Consider the following 23484-nt stretch of genomic DNA (forward strand, 5'->3'; position numbering starts at 1 on the left):
TGGCCGGCCCGCCTGACTCGCTTTGATAGGCGCATCTCGTTTCCAGGCACTGCCGCCTGTCATCGCGCCGCGGTGACGGCGGCCCAAGTAGGTAATCCATGAGTGCGTCGCCCATCAGCTCGTCCCTTTCCGTGGTGCATCCCATCACGTTGTCCCATGGCCTGAACGCCCAGGTGTGGGACACCGAGGGCCGCTCGTACATCGACTTCGTCGGTGGTATCGGCGTGCTCAACCTCGGGCACTGCAACCCGCAGGTGGTCAGCGCCATCACCGAGCAGGCCGGGCGGCTGACCCATTCGACCTTCAACGCCGTGCCGCATCAGGGCTATTGCCAGCTGATGGACGCCCTCGCGGCCTTCGTGCCGGTCAGCTATCCGCTGGCGGGCATGCTCACCAACAGCGGCGCCGAGGCTGCCGAAAACGCCCTGAAGGTGGTGCGCGCGGCCACCGGCCGAACGGTGGTTATCGCCTTCGACGGCGGCTTCCACGGCCGCACCCTGGCCACCCTCAACCTCAACGGCAAGGTGGCGCCCTACAAGCAGAAGGTCGGCGTGCTGCCCGGTCCGGTCTATCACGTGCCGTACCCGAGCGAGGATACCGGGGTGAGTGCGGACGAGGCCTTCAAGGCCATCGAGCGGCTGTTCAACGTCGAGGTGGACGTCAACGATGTCGCCTGTTTCATCATCGAGCCGGTGCAGGGCGAGGGCGGTTTTCTGGCCCTGGATGCGGAGTTCGCCAAACGCCTGCGCCGCTGGTGCGACGAGCACGGCGTGCTGCTGATGCTCGATGAAATCCAGTCCGGCTTCGGCCGTACCGGGCAGCGCTTCGCCTTCACCCGCCTGGGCATCGAGCCCGACCTGCTGCTGCTCGGCAAGAGCATCGCCGGCGGCCTGCCGCTGGGCGCGGTGGTCGGCCGCCCCGAACTGATGGGCGCGCTGCCCAAGGGCGGCCTGGGCGGCACCTACTCGGGCAACCCCATCGCCTGTGCAGCGGCCCTGGCCAGCCTGCGGCAGATGACCGACGCCAACCTGGCCACCTGGGGCGAAGCCCAGGAACAGGCGCTGCTGCGCCGCTACGAGCAGTGGCGCGCCAAGGGCCTGTCGCCGTATCTGGGCCGCCTCACCGGGGTGGGCGCGATGCGCGGTATCGAGCTGGTCACCCGTGACGGCCAGCCCGGCAGCGCGCAACTGGCCGAACTACTGGAGGCCGCCCGGGCCAAGGGGCTGTTGCTGATGCCCAGCGGCAAGAATCGCCATATCGTGCGCCTGCTGGCACCGCTGACCATCGAGCCGGCGCTGTTCGAACAGGGCCTGGATATTATCGAAGACTGCCTGGCCAACCTCGGCTGAGTGTATTCGCCTACTTTCAGGCCGGCGATTACCGCCATGGCCAACTAACAAGTGCGACAGGAGATTCGCCTGCTATGAACGCTTCAGGATTCGTCGACCCCTCGCAAATCCGTGCGCAGTTTTCCAGCGCCATGTCCGCCATGTACCGCGCCGAAGTGCCACTGTATGGCGACCTTCTCGACCTGGTGGCAGACACCAACGCCCAGGCCCTGGCAGGCTCTGCCGCACTGAAGCAGCAGCTGGAATGGACTGGGGAAATCGAGCGCCTGGCCATGGAGCGTCATGGCGCGATCCGCGTCGGCACCGCCGCGGAGCTGTCGACCATCCGCCGCCTGTTCGCGGCCATGGGCATGCAGCCGGTCGGCTACTACGACCTCAGCTCGGCCGGCGTGCCGGTGCATTCCACCGCCTTTCGCGCCGTGCATGAGGCCGAGCTGCAGGTCAGCCCGTTTCGCGTGTTCACCTCGCTGCTGCGCCTGGAGCTGATCGAGGACCAAGCGCTGCGTACCCTGGCCGCCGAGATTCTCGCCAAGCGTGACATCTTCACCCCACGCGCCCGGGCGCTGATCGAGCAGTGCGAGGCCCAGGGCGGCCTGAATGCCGCCGACGCCGATGAGTTCGTCAAAGAGGCGCTGGAGACCTTCCGCTGGCACACCCAGGCCACCGTCACCGCCGCCGAGTACGACCGGCTGCACGGCCAGCACCGCCTGATCGCCGACGTGGTGGCCTTCAAGGGGCCGCATATCAACCACCTGACGCCGCGCACGCTGGACATCGATGAAGTGCAGGCGGCCATGCCCAAGCGCGGCATCACGCCCAAGGCAGTGGTCGAGGGGCCGCCCCGACGCCAGTGCCCGATCCTGCTACGCCAGACCAGCTTCAAGGCCCTGCAGGAACGCGTGGCCTTCGTTGGCCAGTCCGATGCGACCGGCAGCCATACCGCGCGCTTTGGCGAGATCGAGCAGCGCGGTGCAGCGCTGACGCCCAGCGGCCGTGCGCTGTACGACAGGCTGCTCAACGATGCACGCGAGGATCTGGGCGAATTCCCCAACGAAGCCAATGCCCAGCGCTACGCCGATCTGCTCGAACAACGCTTCGAAGCCTTCCCGGACAGCTACCCGGCGATGCGCCGCGAGGGCCTGGCCTACTTCCGCTACTTCGTCACCGAGGCCGGCAAGGTCGCGCGCCAGGATCAGGCCAGGCCGCGCAGCCTGGACGCACTGATCGATGCCGGCCACGTGCATTTCGAGCCGCTGGTCTACGAGGATTTCCTGCCGGTCAGCGCTGCGGGCATCTTCCAGTCCAACCTCGGCGACGATGCCCAGGTCAGCTACGACGCCACCTCCAACCAGCAGGCTTTCCACGCCGCCCTTGGCGCCACGGTGCACGACGAACTGGCGCTGTACGCCGAGACCCAATGCCGCTCGCTGGCCGAGTGTGCGCGTGAGCTGGGGCTGGACTCGCTGGGCTGAGTATCGCCGGGCTGTGCGTTACCATTTCTGGCTAGGCGCCTCGCGTGGATCCTGGTCAGCGCTCGCCAGGCCCAGCTCGCTATCGACGCTGACGGCCTGCTCGCTGACCACCGCCAGTACGGTGGTGGTCAGGGTGTAATACATCTCCCGGCTGGTCACCTGGCGGCCATTGGCATAAGTGACATGGAACCTGATGCCGCCCTCGCCAGGCACCTTGAACGCCACGGTTTGCTCAGGTCGGATCGAGCCCAGATCGCGGCTTTGATCTCGCCACTGCGCTACTACCTGCACGGCCTCGGCCGACTCGTTGCGCACCTGGGCGGTCGGCACGGCCCAGTACGCAATGGCGACGAACAAGGCACCCAACGCCGCGAGGATGACGGCCAGCGCAATCGCCAGTTGTTTGAGGCTGTGCTTCATAGAATTCCCCGTTCCCTAAGGCTGCGTCGGTTGGTACCTTTTGCTGGCAGTGATGCCCGTCGGTACGGCATTGTAGGTCTGCCAGCAGGTTGCCCGATGTGAAGCGCCTGGCTAATCGGAATTTCAATCAGGAAGAATCGGAAGACCCATGGATATCCGCGCCACCCACAAGGACGACTGGAAGCTACTGAAACAGATCCGCCTCGCCGCACTTCTGGACACGCCGACCGCCTTTGGCGTGAGTTACCAGACGGCGGCGGCCGACAGCGACGCCCTATGGCAGGCGCGAGCGGCGGGCGAGAGGACGCGGTTCTGGCTGGCATTCGACGAGGGACGGCCGGTCGGCCTGGTGGGCGCGGGCTTTCGTGACCCTGCTCGTTATGAGCTGATCGCCATGTGGATCGAGCCGGCGGCTCGCAGTTCAGGCGCGGCGGACGGGCTGGTGGCGGCCGTGAAGGCACACGCGGTGGAGCTGGGCCTGGAGGCGCTGTTTCTCGAAGTCGCCCCCGAGAACGCCCGCGCCGTGCAGTTCTACCAGCGGCACGATTTTGTGTTTCTGGACGAGTGGGAACCGATCGACAGCCACCCGCATATCTTGGCGCAGAGCATGCGCTGGAGCTGCAAGTAACGATTGGAGAAGGAACGAGGCACCCGGGACGGGTGCCTTGCTATTCGATCAGCCGAAGATCAGCGTCGAGACGTAGAACAGGCCGGCGGCCAGGGCCATCGAGGTGGGCAGGGTGAGCACCCAGGCCAAGAGGATGTTGCTGATGGTGCTGCCCTGCAGGCCGCTGCGGTTGGCGACCATGGTGCCGGCCACGCCCGATGACAACACGTGGGTGGTCGATACCGGCAGGCTGTAGACGTTGGCCAGGCCGATGGCGCAGGCCGCGGTGATCTGCGCGCTCATGCCCTGGGCATAGGTCATGCCCTGCTTGCCAATCTTTTCGCCGACGGTTTTCACCACGCGCTTCCAGCCGACCATGGTGCCGATACCCAGGGCCAGGGCCACGGCAAGGATCACCCAAAAGGGCGCGTACTCGGTGGTGGCGGTCAGGTCCTTGCGCAGCTTGTCGAGGTCGGCCTTCTCACGGGCCGGCAGGTCCGGCAGCTTGCCGACCTTCTTGGCCGAGTCGTCGAGGCACAGCAGGTAGCGGCGGATGTCGATTCGCGCTTGTTCGTCGAGGTCGCGGTAGTCGTTGACGCCATCGAGGGTGCGCAGCAGGCCGTTGATGGTCGGCTCGGTGAGCTTGGGATCACAGCGGAACTGCTTGGGCAGCTCGGTGTTGGCGGCCTGCCCCAGGGCCAGGTACTCGCTGAGGGTCGGCGCGTTACGCTGGTAGAACTCGCCCAGGTGAACGGCCGCATCGCGGGTCCGGGAAATCTGGTAGGTGGTGCTGTTCAGGTCGAGCACGAACTTGGCCGGCACGATACCAATCAGTACCAGCATGATCAGGCCGATGCCTTTCTGACCGTCGTTGGAACCATGCACGAAGCTCACCGCCATGGCCGAAACGATCAGCACCAGGCGGTTCCAGAACGGCGGCTTGTTCTTGCCCTTGGTTTCCTTGCGTACCACCGGCGTGCTGTGCACCTTGGGTGTCGGCATCCAGTACTTGAGCGCCAGGAACAGCAGGGCGGCGACCACGAAACCGGCGACCGGCGAGAACACCAGCGACAGGCCGATATCGATCGCCTTCTGCCAGTTCACGCCGTCACCCAGAGGAATGTCGGTGAGCAGCGCGTTGGCCAGGCCGACGCCGAGGATCGAGCCGATCAGGGTGTGCGAGCTGGACGCCGGGATGCCGAAATACCAGGTGCCCAGGTTCCAGGTGATGGCCGCGGCCAGCAGCGAGAACACCATGATCAGGCCGCGGCTGGTGTTGACGTTGATCAACAGCTCCACCGGCAGCAGGTGGACGATGGCATAGGCCACACCGACGCCGCCAAGCAGCACACCGAGGAAGTTGAAAATACCCGACATGACCACCGCCAGGTTTGGTGGCATGGCCTTGGTATAGATGACGGTGGCCACGGCGTTGGCCGTGTCATGGAAACCGTTGATGAATTCGAAGGTAAGGACGAAGAGCAGGGCAAGTGCCAGGCTCAGCGCCAACCAGGCATCAAGCCCGCTGAATAATTCGAACATGGAGGGTTACGTCTGGCTCATGGGGAGAGGTGGGTTATTCCAGGCAACGCGTGCAAGTGTTGATCAGTGCGTTGCATGGTAGCTGTCGGCCCGACGAACGATACCGAGCAGCCTGCGATACAGCCGGCAATCGTGGGGTGAGTGCTAAAGCGGTGTGTGATGCCTGCCATGCTCTCAACCCGTTCAAATGCCAAGGCACGCCGCCGGGCTTCCCGGCAGCGTGCAGTTGTGGTCGATAACGCTTGTCATGGACGGCGGAGCAGCTGGCAAACCAAGGCTGAGTCAGCCCTTGGTTGTATGTTTTTTAGCCAGCGGAACAGCCCTCAATTGCGTCACCCGAAAAATCTGGAGGCGATTTACCTCGAAAATCGCTTCGGACACAACTAGTGGCGCATAAAGAATGCGTATTTTTTGATTTGACCAGGTAAAGCTGGCGCTTTGCTATGTGCCCGATTGTCCGCTACAGCATGCGTTTGAGCACATTGTCGCGGCGCGCGAAATGGTGCCAGAGCACGGCGGCGATATGCAGGGCGATCACGTAATAGAACGCGGTGCCGACCGTGATGTGCAGGTCTTCGATGCGATGGGCCAGGTGCTGGTTCATCTCGAAGGGCGAGGGCAGCACCAGCCCGCCGAGGGGAATGCCGCCGCGTTCGAGAAACACCACCAGCATGCCCATCAGCGGTTGCAGCAACAGGAAGGTGTACAGGGCGATATGGGTGACCTTGGAGGCCAGCCGGGTCAGCGGATTGAGCGCGGGTACGATTGCCGGCGTCGGGTTGGCGAAGCGGGCGAGCAGGCGCGGCAGCACCAAGGCGAATACCGCGATGCCGACCCAGAAGTGGCCCTGCACCACGAACAGCCGCGGGTCGCTGCCTTTCTCGAACAGGCCTCGGCTGGTGATTAGCACGTAAGCCAGTACCACCAGCGCGGCCATCAGCCAGTGCAAGTGGCGACTGGTGGCGCTGTAGCGGGGCGATGTCGCCTGTGCTGCGTCGTTGTTGCTTGTACTGCTCATGCTGACCTCTATGGGCTATTGGCCTGGCAACCTTGCCTGGCCGTGGTTATGGGGTGGTATGACGGTGTCGCTGTCGGTTGCCAGTGGCGCACGTGGCAGAGCCAGCGTGGCGAGCAGGCCGCCGTCCGTGTGGTTGCTGAGGGTGATGCTGCCGCCCAAATGACTGGCGATCATTTCCACGATGGACAGGCCCAGGCCCGCGCCGCCAGGGTTATCACGGCTGTAGAAGCGCTCGAACAGGCGCTCCATTTTCTGTTCGTCGATGCCCGGGCCGTGATCTCGCACGCTGAGGCTGATCTGCTGTTCGTCGTCGGCCGCGAGGGTTACCTCCACCTCGGCGCCTTGCGGCGAGAAGTTGGCGGCGTTGGTGACCAGATTCTGCAGGGCAATTGCGACCAACTGCGCATTGCCGTGAATCAGGTAGCTGCCGGGCTTCACGTCCAGGGCCAGCTCCAGGCCCCTGCCGAGCATCCACGGGGTGAGCTCTACCAGCGTCTCGCGAGCGGTGCTTTCCAGGTCGACGGGTTGCCAGGCCTGGCGGGCGATTTCCGGCTCGACTCGGGCAAGGGTCAGCAATTGGTTGACCACCCGGGTCAGGCGGTCAACGCCGCCAACCAGATGGTTCAGGGCCTTGTCCCGTGGCTCGTTCTCGTCGGCCTGCAGCGCGTTCTGCGCGTGGATGCGCAAGGTCGCCAGGGGCGTGCGCATTTCGTGGGCGGCATCACCGATAAAGCGCCGTTCGCGCTGCAGCAACTGCTCGATCTGCGACAGCAGCCGATTGAGCGCCGCCTGCATGGGCTCCAACTCACGGGGCAGGGGCGTCAGTTGCAGCGGTTCAAGAGAGCCGCCGTGACGTTTGCGGATGATCTGCGCCATGTTCTGCAAGGGCCGCAGGCCCCAGCCAATCGCCAACCAGATCAGCACGGAGAGCACCACGACGCCGATCAGGTTGGGAATCAGGGTGTGGCGCACTATGCGGTTGACCAGGTCTTGGCGCACGTCTTCGCGTTCGCCCACCCAGATCAGCAGGCCATGGCGGTCATCGGGCAGCAGGAAGCCGTGCCAGTTGACCTCGTAGAGGGTCTGGTCGGAAAAACCGGGCGTAGTGACCGGCCGCTCGAATGCCGGTGCACTGGAGGAGCGGATCAGGCTGCGGCCTTCTTTGTCCCACACCTGAAAGGCCATCTTGCCCTCGTAGGGGTGGCCGAGGCGGTGGCTGCCAGCCTGGCTCAGGGCGGCGTTGAAGGCTTTGTAAAGCGCCTGGCGCTGCTCGTCGGGCAGTTGGGCATGGATGGCGCCCTGCAGCAGCCGCGCGCTCTGCGCCAGCTGTGCATCGTAGATCTCGCCGATTTCGTGGCGGCTGTCGTGAAAGTTGTAGAGGCTGATGGTCAGGGTGCCGAGCAGCAACAGGCCGAGAACCAGCACCAGGGTGCGGCGACGCAACGAAGTCATCTCAGGTCTCCACCAGATAGCCGATGCCGCGCACGGTTCTGATCAGCTCGCTGAACAGTTTCTTGCGCAAGTGCGAGATGTGCACTTCCAGGGTGTTGCTTTCCGCTTCTTCGTCCCAGCCGTAGAGCAGCTGCACCAGGCGCTCGCGGGTGAACACCTTACCCGGATGAGCAAGCAGCTCGTGAAGCAGAAGGTATTCCTTGGGCGTCAGCGCTACCGGGTTGCCCTGAAAATGCACCTGTTGATTCGCCGGGTTGAGGCTGATGCCGGCGTGCTCGACCAGCGCCTGACCACGGCCGGCACTGCGGCGTAGCAGGGCACGGATGCGCGCCTTGAGTTCGTTGAGGTCGAAAGGCTTGGCGAGGTAGTCGTCGGCGCCGGCATCCAGACCGGCGATGCGGTCGCGGGTTTCGTCCCGAGCGGTGAGAATCAGCACCGGCAGGTGCGAGCCGCTCTTGCGCAGTTGCTGCAGCACCTCGATGCCGCTCAGGCGCGGCAGGCCGAGGTCGAGGACCACCAGGTCGAAGGTTTCGCTGAGCAGCGCGTGTACGGCGCTGGTACCGTCATGCAGCCAGTCGACGGTGTAGCCCTCGGCCTGCAGCCCGGCACGCAGGCCCTCGCCGAGCGGCAGATCGTCTTCCACCAGAAGCAGTCGCATGGGTGTCCTCGGTCAGGCGGTTGCGATCAGTCGAGCTTGTGCTCGACCTCCTCCAGTAAAGCAGCGATTTCGCGCTGACGGCCCTTGTCGGCCAGCTCGCGACCGGGGCGCGGCGCGGCTTGCTGAGCTTTGAGCAGTGCTGCCTTGGCTTCGACATACTTGCCTTCACGGGCCAGATGATCGCCCCAGAAATACAGGCTGTCGATGCCGTCCGGGTTGATCAGCAGCGCCTGCCTGAGCAACTCATCGGCCTTTTGTGCGTCGCCGAAACCGATGGGCCAGCCGGGCACGCGATCATACAGGGCGGCCAGGCTGGTGTAGGCCGAGCCTTGCAGGGCGTCGGGGTCGAGTTGCAGGGCTTTTTCCAGGTCAGTGCGCGACTGCTTGGCCTTGCTCAAGGCCCCGAGGCCGCCCTGGGCGCCGGCCCAGCTGCTGGTGACGATGCCTTTCCAGATCCACGCCTCGGCAGCTTTCGGCTCGGCCGCGGTGAACGCCTCGGCCTGCTCGGCCAGCTTCTCGAACTCGGCCACCTTGCGCTCTTGCGGGGTGTCGTACTGGATCTGCGCCCAGCGTTGCTGGATGGCCTGCAACTGCTGAGTGCCGGCGGCATCCAGCGCCCAGGCGCCGGTGTGGATGCTCAGGGCTGCGAGGACAATGGCGAGGTGAGTCAGGGTTCTTTTCATTGTGGGGGCGTCTCGGAGGAATGGGTGAAACGACGAATGGTCGGCAGTTGTTTGCGGATCGCCCGGTCGACCAGGCCTGGCAGCAGGCCGTTGAGGCGTACCAGTAGTTTTTCCGGCCAGCCCAGGTACAGCTCGGCAAGGTTGCGCTCGATGGCGCTCGTTACCTGCCAGGCCACCCGCTGGGGCTCGTCGACCTTGCTGTTGAGCGCCTCGTTGAGGGCCATGGCGGCTGTACTGTTCATGCCGGTGCGGGTGGCCCGCGGCGCCACGTAGAGCACATCGACTTCGGTGTCGGCGAGCTCGCGGCGCAACGCTTCGGAGAAGCCGCGCAGGGCGAATTTGCTGGCGCAGTACACCGCGTAACCCGGATAGCCGATGGAGCCGAAGGTGGAGCCGACGTTGACGATCAGCGCGTGGGGCTGGTTGCGCAGGGTCGGCAGCAGGGCGCGGGTCAGTTGCAGGGTGGCCACTAGGTTGAGTGCCAGAAGGTCGTCGATCTGCTCATCATCGACCTGCTCGAACAGCGCGAACTGGTTTACGCCGGCGGCGTTGAGCAGCAAGTTGATGCCGCCCAGGCGCCGCGCCGCATCGAGCACGGCTTGGCGCCCGGTACTGCTGCGCAGGTCGGCCTGCACGCTGTGGATGCGCTGCGGGTAGAGGCGCTGCAGGGCTTCCAGTGCGTGCGGCTGGCGGGTTACCGCAATCACCTGGGCACCTTCGGCGCACAGTTGTTCGGCCAGCGCCTGGCCGATGCCGCCGCTGGCGCCGGTCAGCACTACACGGCAATCAGACAGCTGCATGGCTGAACTCCCGGCGCTGTTCCGTTTCCAGGCGCGGCAGGCCGCGGAACATGTCGGTGTAGAGCTGGTACACCACCTTGCTGGCGTGAATCACCGCTGCCTGGTCGGCAGGGTCGTCGAGGCGGTCCATCAGGCCGCGGTAGGTATCCATATGGCCGATGTCGAGCGAGCCGTGGGAGGCCAGGTAGCTGAACGCGCTAGGTGGCAACTGCAGGCCTTCACGTATCGCCTCGGCGGCCTGGGTTGCCAAGGCGATACTGGTGCCTTCGAGGACGTTGACCATGCCGAACAGGCCAACGGGGTTGCCGCGGGCGATCAGGTCATAGAGAAAACTCACCATCAGCTCGATGGGTAATGACGGCTGGCCGTCACGCACCTGCTCGGCATCACCGCCGCAGGCGCGGATGTCGTTGAGGATCCACTGTTCGTGGCCGTATTCCTCCTCGATGTATTCGCACACTGCAGCACGTAGCCATTCCAGACGCGAGGGCAGGCGGGCACCGCAGGCCATCATCAGCGGCACGGTGTGGCGCACGTGGTAGTAAGCCTGGGTCAGGAAGGCGCGGTAGGCCTGCAGGCTGACCTGGCCGGCCATCGCATCGCGGATCACCGGTGTAGTGAATAGCGCCTGGCGCTCTACGGCGGTCGCTTGCTGCAGTTCGTCGAAGAAACTCATGGCTGCTCCTTTGGGGCAACGGGGGTTGAAAAGCGGTAGGCATGGCGGGCCAGGATGGCCTCGCGGCGTAGTCGGCCGTTGCTGGTGAGCAGGCCATTCGCAGGAGTGAAGGGTTCGGACAGGCGCTGCCATTGGTGCACTCGGGCGTAGTCGGGCAGCTCGATGTTGGCCCAGGCGACACTGTGCTCCAGGGCCTCGTCGCTGCAATCCGGATCGACGGGCCAGAGCAGGGCGATGTTGTGATCCATGGCCTCGCCGTGCACGAATGCTTGGGCGATCACCCCGCGTTGAGTGAGCTCTGCCTCGACCCAGTCAGGATTGACGTTGCGGCCGAAACTGGTGGTGAACTGATGCTTCTTGCGGCCTTTGAGAAACAGGTAACCGTCGGCATCGAGCACGCCGATATCGCCGGTGGGCAGCCAGTCGCCAGTGAATGGCGCTTCACCCAGATAACCCAGCAGCGCCGAGCCGCGCACCCACACTTCACCGTCTTCGGCGATGCGTACCTCGACGTGGGGCAGCGGGCGGCCAACGCTGCCGATGCGGTTGTAAGCCGGGGTGTTGAGGCACACCACCGAGGCGCATTCGGACAGCCCGTAGCCCTGGTAGAGCGGCAGGTTCAGCTGTGCCGCGCGCTCGAGCAACTCGTCGCTGACCCGCGCGCCACCGACCGCCACGAAATGAAATTGGCTGGCTTCCAGCTGCCCATGTTCGAGGGCGATGATCAGGCCGAGCAGCAGCTGCGGTACCAGGATCAGGCTCTGGGTCTGCTGGCGTACCAGCTGGCCGAGCAGGCGCGGCCAGTCGACTCGCGTTGCGCCCTCGATGCCCAGGCTCTGCTGGGGCAATAGGGTGACGCTGGCGCCGGCCAGCAGAGCCGCGTACACGCCAAGGTTTTCCAGCAGCACCGCCAGCGGCAACACCGCCAAATACTGTTTTGGCGCCGCCGGGCGGCTGGCGGCGTGCAGCTCATAGGCGACGCGCAGCAAGGCCTCGGCGCTCAGGCAAACGCCCTTCGGCGTGCCGGTGGTACCCGAGGTGTAGGTGACTTTTGCGGTGCCGCTCGGCAGCCGCTCACGGCCAGGCAGTTCCCGGGACCAGAAGCCGCCGGCCTGGCGAAAGCCCGCTTCGATCAGTTGGTCAGTCAGCGGGGCGTCGGTGAGCAGCAGGTCGACGCCACTCTGCGCTAGGCAGTGGGCTGTCTGCGCCCAGGTGAAGAATGGCGGCAGGGTCACGCAGGGGATGCCGGCGAACAGTGCCGCCAGGTCCCAGAGCGCCATCTGTGGGCTGTTATCCATGATCAGTGCGAAGGTCTTGCCCGGTTGGGCGAGCAGCAGCGCCTTGCGCGTTTCGATCTCGCTCCACAGCTGCGCGTAGTCGATGCTCTCGGTGTCATCGCGCAACGCCGGACGCGACGGTTGGCAATGGGCGTGAAGCAGCAACAGCGCCTTGAAGTCACTCAGCTCAGGCTGCATGGCTGTGCTCCAGGCAGGCCGGCAAACCCAGGCGCGCGGCCATGCCGCTGACCTGCAGATGGGCGAGACCAGCGCGGATGCTGCCGGCGAACACCTGCGGGCGCCGGGCGTAGTAACTGCCCCAACTGTGCTGTTCGCTACCCAGGCGCTGCGGGTCGGCATCACCGAGCAACAGCGGGTTAAGGCCCAGACGCTGGAAGCTGTTGATCAGCGAAGCGGCACCGGTAAAGACCACCCAGTCGAGCTTGCGATGGGCCAGCAGCCAGGTCATCACCACGATGATCAGCCGCGCGCTGCCGCCACTGCGCGCGGCCAGATTGCCGACCTCGACGATGTGCTGGCGCTCCACCGGGGCACCTGCGAGCCGCGACACCACGCGCTCGATCGGCTGCTGCAGGTACTGCTCGAGAAACAGCGCGCCGCTGTCGGCGGTGCGCACGCCGGCGGCAGCGCAGAAGGTCCCGTGCGAATCGCGCAGGGCCATCAGGGTAGGCATGAAATGGCGGATGTCGGCGTGGTGCACAGTGGCGAAGCACTCGCGCACGAACCACTCCAGCGATTCACGATCAGCGTGTTGTTGCGGCACCAGCGACAGCGACAGATCGCGCCCGGCATACGGGCCAATGTGCAGCGGCAGGGCAAGGTTCCATTGGGTATCGATCATCGACAGCGCTCCAGCGGCTAGGCGTTGGAGACACTATCGGGGCCGAACCTTAATGAAGTCTGAAGGCCATCACGGCTACGCGCGCATGCCCTCGAAGATCAGGCGCGTGGTGTTGCGCACGTTGGCCATGTGGCTCTGGCGGTCCATCTGGTCATTGGCGGTCAGGCGCAGCAGTTGCAGGTGGGAATAGTCGTTGAGCAGAAACGCGGCCAGCTCCACGTCCAGGTCGGCGCGCAGCTTGCCGGCCTCCTGTAACTCGCGCAGCACATTGGCGATCTCGCCCTGCAGGCCACGGTTCATCTGTCGGTAGGCCTCGGGCAGGCCGCTGTTGCCGCCCACCAGCACCAGCGGTAGCAGCTCGCGCCAGAGTGCGGCAGGCAGCACCTCCAGGGCGTAGCCGACCAGCAGGTGTTCGAGATGGCAGAGCGCATCGACGGGGTCGTCGAACTCGCGGATGCGCTTGCGCACATCCACCAGAGCGCGGCGATCAGACTCCTTGATCATCTCCAGGATGATCTCGTGCTTGCTGCCGAAATACTTGAACACCGTGGGTGCCGAGACGCCGGCATCCCGGGCGATCTGCTCGACCGTGGTCTCGCGGAAGCCCTGGCGTTGAAAAAGCGCCACGGCCGCTGCCGAGATTGCCGTGCGGCGTAATTCCTTCTGACGTTCGCGTAATCCGCTCACCGTCGCTCCTGGGCATTTATGAGGTGTGGCAATGATAGCTGGCTAGGTTTTCTTGGGAAAATATTTTATTGACTAAATAAATTAATAGGATTAATTATTTTCCCGTACCTGCCGCACGCAGGGCCATTTCCAGGATTATTCAGATGAACCAGATTCTCGACCGCTCCCTGATTTCCCGAAATATGGAAGTCAGCGAGATGTACGACCAAAAACAACAAGAGCCCGTACTGATGCAGGGTTTTCCTGCCGAGCCGGAAAAGCGCGTGACCTGGGCCAACTGGATGTCGCCGCCTTTCAACCGTTGGGGCTTTCGCAACTTGGCGCGCCTGCGCCCGACCATCGATGTCGCCGCCGGTTCGCGGCCGAGCTCGGTGCTGGCCCATGCCCCGGTCGAGCTCGAAGGTCTGAGTTTTGAAAGCACCTGCGGGCGCACCGTCAGCGTGCTCGACAACCTGCGTGCCAGCAAAACCGACGGCTTCCTGGTGCTGCACAAGGGCCGGGTGGTTTACGAGAACTACTTCAATGGCCAGGTCGCCAGCGACCGCCACATCATGTTCTCGGTCACCAAATCGCTGATCGGCGTGCTCGGCGAGCAACTGATCCACGACGGCGTGCTCAATACCGAGGCACTGACCGAGCACTACGTCCCTGAGCTCGCCGGCAGCGCTTTTGGCGACGCCACCGTGCGCCACCTGTTCGATATGGCCGTTGGCGTTCACTACACCGAGATGTATGACGATCCAGCTTCGGAAAGCTCCCAGTACGGCTACGCCTGCGGCTTCAAGCCGGCGCTACCCGAGTACGCCGGGTACGAGTCGCTGTACCAGTACCTGCCGTCACTGCGTAAGCGCTGTGAGCATGGCGGCCTGTTCCACTACGTGACCGCCACCACCGAAGTGCTGGCCTGGGTGATGGAACGTGCCAGCGGTGTGGCCTGCGCCGAGCAGCTGCAGGCGGTATGGCAACAGCTGGGTTGCGAGCGCGATGCCTACTTCATGGCTGACCCATGGGGCCGCAGCGTCGCCGGTGCCGGCTTCAACGCCACCCTGCGCGACATGGGCCGCTTCGGCCTGATGCTCGGCAATGGCGGCAAGGTCGACGGCAAGCAGGTCATCGACAACGCAGTGATCGAGGCCATCGCCAAGGGCTCGGACCCGGCCATCTACGGCGTGCACAAGGACTTCTCCGACTGGACGCCCGGCGCCTCCTACCGCAGCCAGTGGTACGTCTTCAACGACCACAGCCCGGCCATCATGGCCAGCGGTATCCATGGCCAGTACCTGTTCGTCGACTTCGACTCCGAAGTGGTAATCGTCAAGCAGTCGTCGCTGCCCGATGCGGTCACCGAGCTGGATATCGACACCGTGCAAATGCTGCGAACCATCACCGCCCACCTGCGCGGCTGATTCAACGCGGATTCAATAAGTACAAGATCCAAGAGCGCTGGTTAGCCGGTGCTCCTGCCTGCTGCGTCAGGTAATCGGTGGTCGATTTGGCCACCTCTCGCTGCCCTGTAATACAAAAAAAATACACAGGAGCTTCATATGTACACGTCCAAGCGCTTTCCCTGCGTGCTGCTCGCACTCGGCTTTCCGCTGGCCAGCCAATCGGCCCTGGCGGGTTATCAGTTCGAGCACGAGAACCTCAAAGGTGAACTCAACCTGACGGTTGGCGGCGCCTCCGTCACCACCCGCGGTGTCAACTTCGGCGCCGGTCGCGTCGACGCCCGCAGCGGCGAGAACGACGGCACCAAGATTGGCTGGCAGGAGTTCTACCTCAAACCCGGCATTACCCTCGATTACTCGCTCAGCGACACCGTCAGCCTGCTAGCGGGTGGTTCGGTAATTGGCGCCAGCACCTTTGGCGACGGCGATGCCGGCGGCACCTCGCGCAGCTCCGACGGCCGAGTTGCCACCGAAGAACTCTACGCCGGCGTGCGAGCGGGCGACTGGAAGTTCACCGCCGGCCGGCAGAACTACATCATCGGCAGCGGATTCATCGTCATGGACGGTAACCTTGACCTGTTCGACGACGGCGCCTACTGGCTTGGCCCGCGCAGCGCCTTCAAGGATTCGGCGATCCTTGACTGGAGCCACGGCCCGGTGAAGGCCCAGGCGTTCACCTTGCGCACCGACGATCACTACGGTGACTACCGCATGACCGGCGCCAACCTGGACTACGACCTCGACGGCCAAGTGACCGTTGGCGCGATGGCCATGAAAGTCGATACCGAAGCCAGCAAGAGCAGCAACGCGGTGCGCCGCGACGGCATGGAGGTCTTCAACGTTCGCGCCTTGCGCGGCCATCTGCCGGGCTTACCGAACCTTACTCTCAATGGCGAGTACGCCGTACAGCGCGGTGGCGACTCCAAGCAGAAATTCGACGCTGATGCCTGGTACGCGCAAGCCGACTACCAGTTCCAGGATCTGCCTTTGACCCCGACACTCGGCTATCGCTACGCGGTGTTCTCCGGTGACGACGACCTGACTGACAACACCCAGAAAGCCTGGGATCCGCTCAGCAAGGGCTTCGTGGATTGGAGCAGCTGGCTGGTCGGCGACGTGGTGGGCAACTACCTGCTGTTCAACAGCAACGAACGGGTGCAGCAGTTCTCCATCAAGAACCGCCTGACCGACACCCTCACGCTTGGCGCCATCCACTACCAGTTCTGGCTCGACGAAAAGAACTTCCGCGGGGCCGCGGTGGACGACCGGCGCTTCGCTGACGAGACCGTGGTGTACCTCGACTGGACGCCCAACGAGCGTTTCTACAGCTCGCTCTCGTACAACTGGGTACAGGCCAAGTCGGCAGCCAAGCAGGCGTTTGGCGATGACGATCAGTTCAGCGCCCTCGAACTGTATTTCACCTACCGCTACTGAAACCGAGCCATAGACGCCCCTCGGGGCACAGGAGTGCGTGATGAAGACCACAGCGCAAACCGGGCTCGGCGTGCCGACTCTGGAATGGGTAATGAGCCTCTACGTGGTGATTGCCGCGGGGGATGCACTAGGTGCCTGCACGGATGGCCAGCGCAGCAACTTTCGGATCCTTGGCGGGCATTTCGAAGGCTTGGACGTACGCGGCGAAGTACTCGCCGGCGGCGCCGACTTCTACCTGCAGCGCAGCGATGGCGTGGGTGAGCTGGATGCCCGCTACAGCCTGCTCAGCGACCGCGGCGAGCTGATCAACATCCACAACATCGGTGTGATCGTGCTCAGCGATAAGGCCCGTGAGCTGGACGCGCAGGGCATCTGGCCGGTCGATGAGCACGAATACCAGTGCACCTGTTCGCCGCGCTTTCAGGTGGCGAGTGGGCGGCTGGACTGGCTGACCCGCAGCGCGCTGATCGGCAAGGTGGTTTATCCCGCCGCTGACCAAGTCGCCATTCACTGCTACCGAATCGCTTGATCGGCTTCCCTTTTCGCCATTTCCGATTTTCACTGAAGCGGCAGGTCACTTGGTGGCCTAGCCAGCAGGTAACGACCATGAACACCAGCAACCAAAACATAATTCGCGCCGCGTGCATCTTCATTGCCGCGGCTTCGATCATCGTCATCGGCGTGCAGCCGATCTTCATCGGCCTGCTGACCGAGCGTATGAGCATGACCCTGGTCCAGCAGAGCTGGACCATGTCCGCCGAGATGTGCGGCTCCCTTGTCGGCACTTTGTTGTACGTGCCGATGCTGCGCTTTCTCGGGCCACGCACCATCGCTCTGAGCACGGCCCTCGTGCTGCTGTTCGCCAACGCCGCCACCGCCAGTGTCACAGCGTTCGACATGCTGCTGGCGCTGCGCTGCATCTCCGGTATCTGCTCAGGCATCCTGTACTCCTACGCCATCTATTGCCTGGGCCGCATGAACGGGCCAGATCGCTCCTTTGGCATCCTGCTGTTCGTGCAGACCGCACTGTTCTCCAGCAGCGCGGTGGTTCTGCCGATAGTCGCCGAGTGGAAGGGTTTCTCGGGGGCGATCTACTACCTGGTAGCCTGGTTCGTGCTGCTCTGCCTGGTGTGCTTCTGCCTGCCGACCAAACAGAGTGAGGAAGACAAGATCGTCTCCAGTGAACCGCTGCTGTCAGGCCTTACCCTGATCGGCGTCTGCTCGCTGCTCGGCATGCTGTTCCTGCAGCTGTCGATCTACTCGCTGTGGGGCTTCGTCGAAGGCATCGCCAGTGAAGCCGGTATTGCGCCTGTGGACATTGGCTGGGCGATCAGCATCGGTTTGCTTGGCGGCCTGCCAGGTGCAGCGTTGCCGAGCATTGCGGGTCGCCACCTGGGCCGCATGCCGATGATCTTGCTCGGCTCGCTGGCGGTACTCGGTGCGATCTACATGTTTGCCACGCGCATCCACACGGCTTCGGACATGGCGATCGCCGTGTTCCTGATGAATTTCGGCTGGAACCTGGCACTGTCGTACTACATGTCGTCGGTGGTGACCCACGACCCAACTGGGCGCCTGACCAAGATCGTTGGCATGGTGCAGGTAGCGTCGGCCGCGGCAGCACCGACCTTGCTGAGCCTGTTCATCGAAGGCAACGACCGCTTCAGTATCTTCGTCTTGTCCTCGGGCGCGATCCTGATCGGCTGTGCGCTGGTGATGATCATGCTGACCTTCGGGCGCCGTAACCTGCATAAGCCGCTCAACACGTTGGTATGAGTAAGGCGGCTGCAAGGGCTGCCGTGTAGCAGTACCCTTGCAGCTTTGCCCGCCGAGGAGGGCGCAGATGGCCATGAATACGGAGCAGGGCATCCTGCGCGGCTCGATTGCCATGACGCTTTTAGTAGCGGGCTTCGGGATCGTCATCGGCCTGCTGTCCGGGTCGTTCTCCATCGTCTTCGACGGTGTTTACTCTCTGGCCGACGCCAGCATGAGCGGCCTGGCGCTGGTGGTCTCCACGCTGATTCGTCGGCATACCTCGCAAAGCGAAGCCAGCCGCCGGCTGGCCGAGCGTTTCAACAAGGGCTTTTGGCACCTGGAACCGATGGCGCTGGCCCTCAACGGCACGCTGCTGTGTGGGGTGGTGGCCTACGCGCTGATCAACGCCGTGGCCAATCTGCTGTCCGGCGGCACGCCGCTGGCGTTCGGCCTGGCGGCGCTGTACGCCGGTATCTCAACGCTGATCTGCTTCGCGTTCGCCAGCTACGAGTTTCGCGCCAACCGGCGCATCCGCTCGGATTTCCTCGCCCTCGACGCCAAAGGCTGGGTGATGTCCGGGTGCATTTCCCTGGCCCTGCTGATTGCCTTCGTCGTCGGCTACTTGATCGAGCAGACGCGCTACGCCTGGCTCGGCCCGTACATCGACCCGGCGGTGCTGGCGTTGATCTGCCTGGTGATCCTGCCCATGCCGCTGGCGACCATCCGCCAGGCGCTGGCGGATATCCTGCTGGTCACCCCGCCTGCGCTCAAGCAGCACGTGGATGACGTTGCCCAGGGCATCGTCGAGCAGTACGGTTTCATCAGCCACCAGGCCTATGTTGCGCGAGTCGGCCGTGCCCGGCAGATCGAGCTGTACTTCATCGTGCCGCTCGACTGGCCGGCACAAACCCTCGACGAGTGGGACTCCATGCGCGACGTCATCGGCCAGGCCATCGGCGACGAAGGTCCCAACCGTTGGCTGACCATCGCCTTTACTACGGACCCGCAGTGGTCGCGGTGAGCTAACCCAATTAGCTGCAGAGGGCTTGTTGAGCGGGCTTTTTTACGCACGACGGTTTACCGTGTCGCCTGCTTGGCGGCCGCACGGAGAACGACGATATGGGCAAATCGACAAGCCGCAGCGACTGGGTGCTGCGTAGCCATGCGCCGGGGCGAGTCGAGCGCATCGAGGCGTATTTCAGCGGCCACGGCTACGACCTGCATCGCCATGACTCCTACGCCATCGGCCGCACCTTGGCCGGCGTACAGAGCTTTCGTTATCGGCGCGCCATGCGCCACAGCCTGCCCGGCGGCACCTTAGTGCTACACCCGGATGAGCTGCACGACGGCATGGCCGGCACCGAGGCCGGCTTTCATTACCGCATGTTGTACATCGACCCGGTGCTGATCCAGCAGGTACTTGGCGGCAAGCCGCTGCCCTTCGTGGTTGGCGGCTTGAGCGATGACCCGCGCCTGCGCAGCGCTACCGAGTCGTTCATGCAGGCGATGGACAACCCGCTGGAGTCGCTGGAAGAAGACGATGCCATCTACGACCTGGCCCACGCCCTGCAGGCGGTTGCCGGCAAGCCCCGCGGTCGCCGCGCCTTCGATTACCCCGCCACGCAGCGGGCGCGCGAGTACATCCACAGTCGCAACGGCGCGAGCATTACCCTGGACGAGCTGGAGCATGTCAGCGGGCGGGATCGCTGGAGCCTGTCGCGGGACTTTCGCGCGCTGTTCGGCACCAGTCCCTACCGCTACGTGCCAATGCGCCGCCTGGCGCGCTGCCGTGAACTGGCCTTGTCGGGCATCGGCCTGGCCGATGCGGCGCTGATCGCCGGGTTCTTCGACCAGAGCCATATGACCCGGCATTTCGTGGCCGGCTTCGGCCTGTCCCCGGCCCGCTGGCTGAGCATGGTGAAGTTGCAGGATCGTACAAGATCGCGCCTGGGCCCCTCGCTAGAGTGGTGAAAACCAACCGAGGAGCGCTCCATGAACCAGCCAGTTTCGTCTGCCAGACAATCCATCAACCTGATCCGCAAGCTCGACCTGATCGCCGAGCAATGGTCGCCTCGCGTGGTCGCGGAAATGAACGACTACCAGTTCAAGGTGGCGCGCCTGCAGGGCGATTTCATCTGGCATGCCCATGCCGAAACCGACGAAGCCTTTCTGGTTCTCGACGGCCAGTTGCGCCTGGATTTTCGTGACGGCTCGGTAACCCTGGGCACTGGTGAGCTGTACGTGGTGCCCAGGGGCGTGGAGCACAAGCCGTATGCCGAAGCCGAGGTGAAGTTGCTGCTGATCGAGCCGCGCGGCGTGCTGAATACCGGGGCCGAAGGCGGGGAGCGCACGGCGGTCAACGATCTGTGGATCTGACTGCCGGGCTGGCGCCCATCGCGGGCGCCAGCCCTTCGCAGCTGCGTCAGGTGCCGCTCTTCACTTTCGTCCAGATCCGCGTGCGGATGCGGTCGATGTTCAGCGGCATGGCTTCCAGGGCGTAGAGCTTTTCCATCACGTCGTCGGGCGGATAGACGGTGGTATCGGCCTTGAGCGCCGGGTCTACCAGACCGTCGGCCTGGCTGTTGCCGTTGGCGTAGTGCACGTAATCGCTGATGCCGGCGATCACCTCTGGCTCGAGCAGGTAGTTCATGAAGGCGTAGGCGGCTTTTTCATTGGGCGCGTCCTTGGGCATGGCGACCATGTCGAACCACATCGGCGCGCCTTCCTTGGGAATCACGTAGGCAATGTTCACGCCGTTGCCAGCCGCCTTGGCGCGGGCGCTGGCCTGCATGATGTCGCCGGAGAAGCCGACCGCCATGCACACGTCGCCATTGGCCAGCTCACCGACGTACTTGGAGGAATGGAAGTAGGCGACGTTCTCTCGCATCTCCATCAGCAGCGCTTCGGCCTTCTTGTAGTCCTCGGGCTTCTGGCTGTGGTGTGGCAGGCCCAGGTAGTGCAGGGCGATGGGCAGCATCTCCGGGCCATTGTCGAGAATCGCCACGCCGCATTTGCTCAGCTTGGCCATCAGCTCGGGCTTGAAGATCAGGTCCCAGGAGTCCAGCGGCACGTCGCTGCCGAGCACCGCCTTGACCTTCTCGACGTTGTAGCCGATGCCGGTGCTGCCCCACAGGTAGGGGAAACCATGCTTGTTGCCCGGATCGTTGCCTTCCAGGGCCTTGAGCAGTGTCGGGTTGAGATTCTTCCAGCCCGGTAACTGGCTCTTGTCCAGTTCATTGAGCGCGCCGCCCTGGATCTGCCGGGCCATGAAGTGGTTGGAGGGGAACACCACGTCATAGCCGGAGCGGCCGGCCATCAGCTTGGCGTCGAGGGTTTCGTTGCTGTCGTAGACGTCGTAGTGGGGCGTCACGCCGCTGGCCTGCTGAAAGCTCTTCAGCGTGTCGGGAGCGATGTAGTCGGTCCAGTTGTAGATGCGCACGTCCTGCGCCGCCTGGCTGACCGAGGCGACGAGCATCAGCGGGATAAGCGTTTTCAGCATGGGAGACCTCAACTGTTGTTGTCGATGTTGTGGAGGCAGCAGTCAGAAAATCAGTACATAGGTCTTGCGCAGCGTTTCTTGTATGTCCCACACGCCTGTGGTGTTGGCCGGAAACAGGATGGCGTCGCCGGCTTTGATCTCGATGGGCTCGCCCACGTCGGGAATAAAGGTGCAGCGCCCTGCGATGAAGTGACAGAACTCCTGCTGCACGATCTGCCGGCGCCAGCGCCCGGGCGTGCATTCCCAGATGCCGGTTTCCACACCATCGTCGCGCTCCACGCAGGTCACCGAGGTGACGGCGGCGGGCTCGCTGAGCGGTACGGCGACCGGGTTGTGTTCCTCGAGGGAGGCGCTGGCGGTGTCGCGGAAGTGGGTGATGTTCATGACTTCAAACCTTAAATAATGTGGGAGACAACGTTCACTTCATGAAGCCTTCCATCAGGCTGGCGATGCGCTGCGCCATATAGCGCTGCCAGGGCCGGCTGGATGGGTCGGCGAGCAATTTGTCTTCGCGCACGAAGCTGCGGATGATCGCGTTGTAACCCAGCCAGCGGCACGGCTCAGGCTCCCAGCGCGGCAGGTCCTGCACCCGTGTATCGTGGCGCACCCAGGGCTGGCGGGTGAGCGCGGTGCTGTGGCCGAGAATCAGGTCGGCCAGGGTGCGCCCACCGAGGTTGCTGGCGCCGACGCCTTCGCCGCCGTAGCCGCCGGACAGGGCGATGCCGTTGCCGCGGTCGCAAAGCATGTGCGGATGAAAGCGCCGCCCCATGCCCAGGTTGCCGCCCCAGGCGTGGGTGATGCGCACGTTACGCAACTGCGGGAACAGCTCGCTGAACAGGTAGCGGCGCAGGCCACGTTCTTCATCGTTAAGGTTGAAGTCGCCCCGCAGCTTGCTACCGAAGCGATAACCGCCGCGGGCGCCAAAGATCAGCCGGTCGTCGCGGCTGCGCTGGCCGTAGGTAACCTGGCGGCTGGCTTCGCTGAACGCCTGGCCGCGCTCCAGGCCGATTTCCGCCCAGGTCGAGGCAGGCAGCGGTTCGGTGGCGACTATCAGGCTCTGCACCGGAATCTGGTGGCGGCCGAGCGGCGGCAGGTTGGCTGCGTAACCCTCCACAGCAGGCACGATCCAGTCGGCGCGCACTTCACCTGATTCGCATCGTACGGTGCCGGCCTGCCAGCTCAGGGCAGGGGTGCCTTCAAAAATGCTGACGCCCATGGCTTCGACGCAGCGTGCCAAGCCGCGTACCAAACGGGCCGGCTGGATGGTCGCGCAATGCGGCGTGTGAATCGCGCCATAGGCACCGGGAATGCGTAGTTGCTGGGCCAGCTCTTCGGCGGGCAGCCAGCGGTAATCGTCCTCGTTCAGCCCCTCTTCGCGGTAGCCGCGCAGGTACTCGCGCAGGCGCAGTTCCTGCTCCGGGTAGCGGGCCGCGCAGTACAGCACGCCGCCCTTGCGGTAGTCGCAGTCGATGCCTTCGCGCTCCAGCACCTGGCCGACCTCGTCGGGAATGCCGTGCAGCAGGTCGTAGGATTCCCGCCGTGCCTGCGGGGTGAGGCCGGCGAGCAGGCGATCCTCACCTAGCAGGTTGCCCATCAGCCAGCCGCCGTTGCGACCGGAAGCGCCGAAGCCGGCGATCTTCGCCTCGACGATGACAATGCGTAGCTCGGGCGCCTGGCGCTTGAGGTAGTAGGCCGTCCACAGCCCGGTGTAGCCGGCGCCGATGATCGCCACGTCGGCCTGAATATCGCCTTGCAGCGATGGGCGCGGCGTCAGCGGCTCATCCAGCTGATCCATCCAAAGGCTGATGTTGCGCCAGTCGTTCATGCACCGCTTCCACACAAGATGTA

Annotated in this window: 24 protein-coding genes; 10 read left to right on the plus strand and 14 right to left on the minus strand. The window is 64.2% G+C overall.

All coding sequences use genetic code 11. The features are described from left to right. The first annotated feature begins 98 nt into the window (after positions 1 to 98). Positions 99 to 1349: a 2-aminoadipate transaminase gene (locus tag BUC40_RS10455; protein ID WP_073265375.1), complete on the plus strand. Its 1251-nt coding sequence runs from the start codon at positions 99 to 101 to the stop codon at positions 1347 to 1349. Positions 1350 to 1423: 74 nt separating this feature from the next. Continuing rightward, positions 1424 to 2821, plus strand: a complete 1398-nt coding sequence (gene hglS, locus BUC40_RS10460) for a 2-oxoadipate dioxygenase/decarboxylase HglS (protein WP_073265377.1) — start codon at positions 1424 to 1426, stop codon at positions 2819 to 2821. A gap of 18 nt (positions 2822 to 2839) precedes the next feature. Here hglS and BUC40_RS10465 read toward each other — a convergent pair whose 3' ends face one another. Beyond that, the gene (locus tag BUC40_RS10465) at positions 2840 to 3241 is read right to left on the minus strand and encodes a hypothetical protein (protein WP_073265379.1); all 402 of its coding nucleotides are present in this window, start codon (positions 3239 to 3241) and stop codon (positions 2840 to 2842) included. Between the two features lie 148 nt (positions 3242 to 3389). Here BUC40_RS10465 and BUC40_RS10470 point away from each other — a divergent pair, with 148 nt between their 5' ends. Then, positions 3390 to 3869: a GNAT family N-acetyltransferase gene (locus BUC40_RS10470; protein ID WP_073265381.1), complete on the plus strand. Its 480-nt coding sequence runs from the start codon at positions 3390 to 3392 to the stop codon at positions 3867 to 3869. Between the two features lie 48 nt (positions 3870 to 3917). Here BUC40_RS10470 and BUC40_RS10475 read toward each other — a convergent pair whose 3' ends face one another. From BUC40_RS10475 to BUC40_RS10520, 10 genes are all read right to left on the minus strand, one after another. After that, the gene (locus BUC40_RS10475; protein ID WP_073265382.1) at positions 3918 to 5390 is read right to left on the minus strand and encodes an inorganic phosphate transporter; all 1473 of its coding nucleotides are present in this window, start codon (positions 5388 to 5390) and stop codon (positions 3918 to 3920) included. 460 nt (positions 5391 to 5850) lie between these two features. After that, positions 5851 to 6408: a cytochrome b gene (locus BUC40_RS10480; protein ID WP_073265384.1), complete on the minus strand. Its 558-nt coding sequence runs from the start codon at positions 6406 to 6408 to the stop codon at positions 5851 to 5853. Positions 6409 to 6423: 15 nt separating this feature from the next. After that, complete coding sequence (locus BUC40_RS10485) at positions 6424 to 7860, minus strand: ATP-binding protein (RefSeq protein WP_073265386.1); 1437 nt, start codon at positions 7858 to 7860, stop codon at positions 6424 to 6426. A 1-nt stretch (position 7861) separates the two neighbouring features. After that, positions 7862 to 8518, minus strand: coding sequence for a response regulator (locus BUC40_RS10490; RefSeq protein WP_073265388.1), 657 nt, complete (start codon positions 8516 to 8518; stop codon positions 7862 to 7864). A 26-nt stretch (positions 8519 to 8544) separates the two neighbouring features. Then, entirely contained in the window at positions 8545 to 9201 is a 657-nt protein-coding gene (locus tag BUC40_RS10495; RefSeq protein ID WP_073265390.1) for a tetratricopeptide repeat protein, read from the minus strand. After that, positions 9198 to 10001 carry an SDR family oxidoreductase gene (locus tag BUC40_RS10500; RefSeq protein WP_073265392.1) on the minus strand — a complete coding sequence of 268 codons (804 nt, stop codon included), beginning with the start codon at positions 9999 to 10001 and terminating at the stop codon, positions 9198 to 9200. Before BUC40_RS10500 ends, BUC40_RS10495 begins: the two co-directional genes overlap by 4 nt. After that, positions 9988 to 10677, minus strand: coding sequence for an iron-containing redox enzyme family protein (locus BUC40_RS10505; protein ID WP_073265394.1), 690 nt, complete (start codon positions 10675 to 10677; stop codon positions 9988 to 9990). The genes BUC40_RS10500 and BUC40_RS10505 overlap by 14 nt, the downstream gene beginning before the upstream one ends. Then, entirely contained in the window at positions 10674 to 12152 is a 1479-nt protein-coding gene (locus BUC40_RS10510; protein WP_073265396.1) for an AMP-binding protein, read from the minus strand. The genes BUC40_RS10505 and BUC40_RS10510 overlap by 4 nt, the downstream gene beginning before the upstream one ends. Beyond that, positions 12142 to 12816 carry a thermostable hemolysin gene (locus tag BUC40_RS10515; protein ID WP_073265398.1) on the minus strand — a complete coding sequence of 225 codons (675 nt, stop codon included), beginning with the start codon at positions 12814 to 12816 and terminating at the stop codon, positions 12142 to 12144. Before BUC40_RS10515 ends, BUC40_RS10510 begins: the two co-directional genes overlap by 11 nt. A 75-nt stretch (positions 12817 to 12891) precedes the next feature. Continuing rightward, positions 12892 to 13503 carry a TetR/AcrR family transcriptional regulator gene (locus tag BUC40_RS10520; protein WP_073265400.1) on the minus strand — a complete coding sequence of 204 codons (612 nt, stop codon included), beginning with the start codon at positions 13501 to 13503 and terminating at the stop codon, positions 12892 to 12894. Positions 13504 to 13646: 143 nt separating this feature from the next. On the opposite strand from BUC40_RS10520, the gene BUC40_RS10525 reads away from it, so the two are divergent. The 7 genes from BUC40_RS10525 (at position 13647) to BUC40_RS10555 (ending at position 20513) form a co-directional block, all read left to right on the plus strand. Further along, positions 13647 to 14909, plus strand: a complete 1263-nt coding sequence (locus tag BUC40_RS10525; RefSeq protein ID WP_073265402.1) for a serine hydrolase domain-containing protein — start codon at positions 13647 to 13649, stop codon at positions 14907 to 14909. A 138-nt stretch (positions 14910 to 15047) separates the two neighbouring features. After that, complete coding sequence (locus tag BUC40_RS10530; protein WP_073265404.1) at positions 15048 to 16382, plus strand: alginate export family protein; 1335 nt, start codon at positions 15048 to 15050, stop codon at positions 16380 to 16382. A 40-nt stretch (positions 16383 to 16422) separates the two neighbouring features. After that, entirely contained in the window at positions 16423 to 16911 is a 489-nt protein-coding gene (locus tag BUC40_RS10535; protein ID WP_073265406.1) for a DUF3237 domain-containing protein, read from the plus strand. A 77-nt stretch (positions 16912 to 16988) separates the two neighbouring features. After that, complete coding sequence (locus tag BUC40_RS10540; RefSeq protein WP_073265408.1) at positions 16989 to 18158, plus strand: MFS transporter; 1170 nt, start codon at positions 16989 to 16991, stop codon at positions 18156 to 18158. Positions 18159 to 18231: 73 nt separating this feature from the next. Then, entirely contained in the window at positions 18232 to 19158 is a 927-nt protein-coding gene (locus tag BUC40_RS10545) for a cation diffusion facilitator family transporter (protein WP_073266199.1), read from the plus strand. A 98-nt stretch (positions 19159 to 19256) separates the two neighbouring features. Then, the gene (locus tag BUC40_RS10550) at positions 19257 to 20108 is read left to right on the plus strand and encodes an AraC family transcriptional regulator (protein ID WP_073265410.1); all 852 of its coding nucleotides are present in this window, start codon (positions 19257 to 19259) and stop codon (positions 20106 to 20108) included. A gap of 21 nt (positions 20109 to 20129) precedes the next feature. Beyond that, on the plus strand, positions 20130 to 20513 hold the full coding sequence (locus tag BUC40_RS10555; RefSeq protein ID WP_073265412.1) for a cupin domain-containing protein: 384 nt from the start codon (positions 20130 to 20132) through the stop codon (positions 20511 to 20513). 46 nt (positions 20514 to 20559) lie between these two features. Here the strand turns inward: BUC40_RS10555 and BUC40_RS10560 are convergent, their stop codons facing one another. The 3 genes from BUC40_RS10560 to BUC40_RS10570 are packed head-to-tail and all read right to left on the minus strand — an operon-like array spanning position 20560 to position 23461. Continuing rightward, positions 20560 to 21636: a polyamine ABC transporter substrate-binding protein gene (locus BUC40_RS10560; RefSeq protein WP_139272161.1), complete on the minus strand. Its 1077-nt coding sequence runs from the start codon at positions 21634 to 21636 to the stop codon at positions 20560 to 20562. Positions 21637 to 21678: 42 nt separating this feature from the next. Beyond that, positions 21679 to 22020 (minus strand): cupin domain-containing protein, encoded by a 342-nt coding sequence (locus BUC40_RS10565; protein WP_073265414.1) that lies wholly within the window; start codon positions 22018 to 22020, stop codon positions 21679 to 21681. A gap of 34 nt (positions 22021 to 22054) precedes the next feature. Then, complete coding sequence (locus tag BUC40_RS10570) at positions 22055 to 23461, minus strand: NAD(P)/FAD-dependent oxidoreductase (RefSeq protein WP_073265416.1); 1407 nt, start codon at positions 23459 to 23461, stop codon at positions 22055 to 22057. Positions 23462 to 23484 lie beyond the last annotated feature (23 nt).

It is taken from the genome of Phytopseudomonas punonensis, from assembly GCF_900142655.1.
Lineage (GTDB): Bacteria > Pseudomonadota > Gammaproteobacteria > Pseudomonadales > Pseudomonadaceae > Aquipseudomonas > Aquipseudomonas punonensis.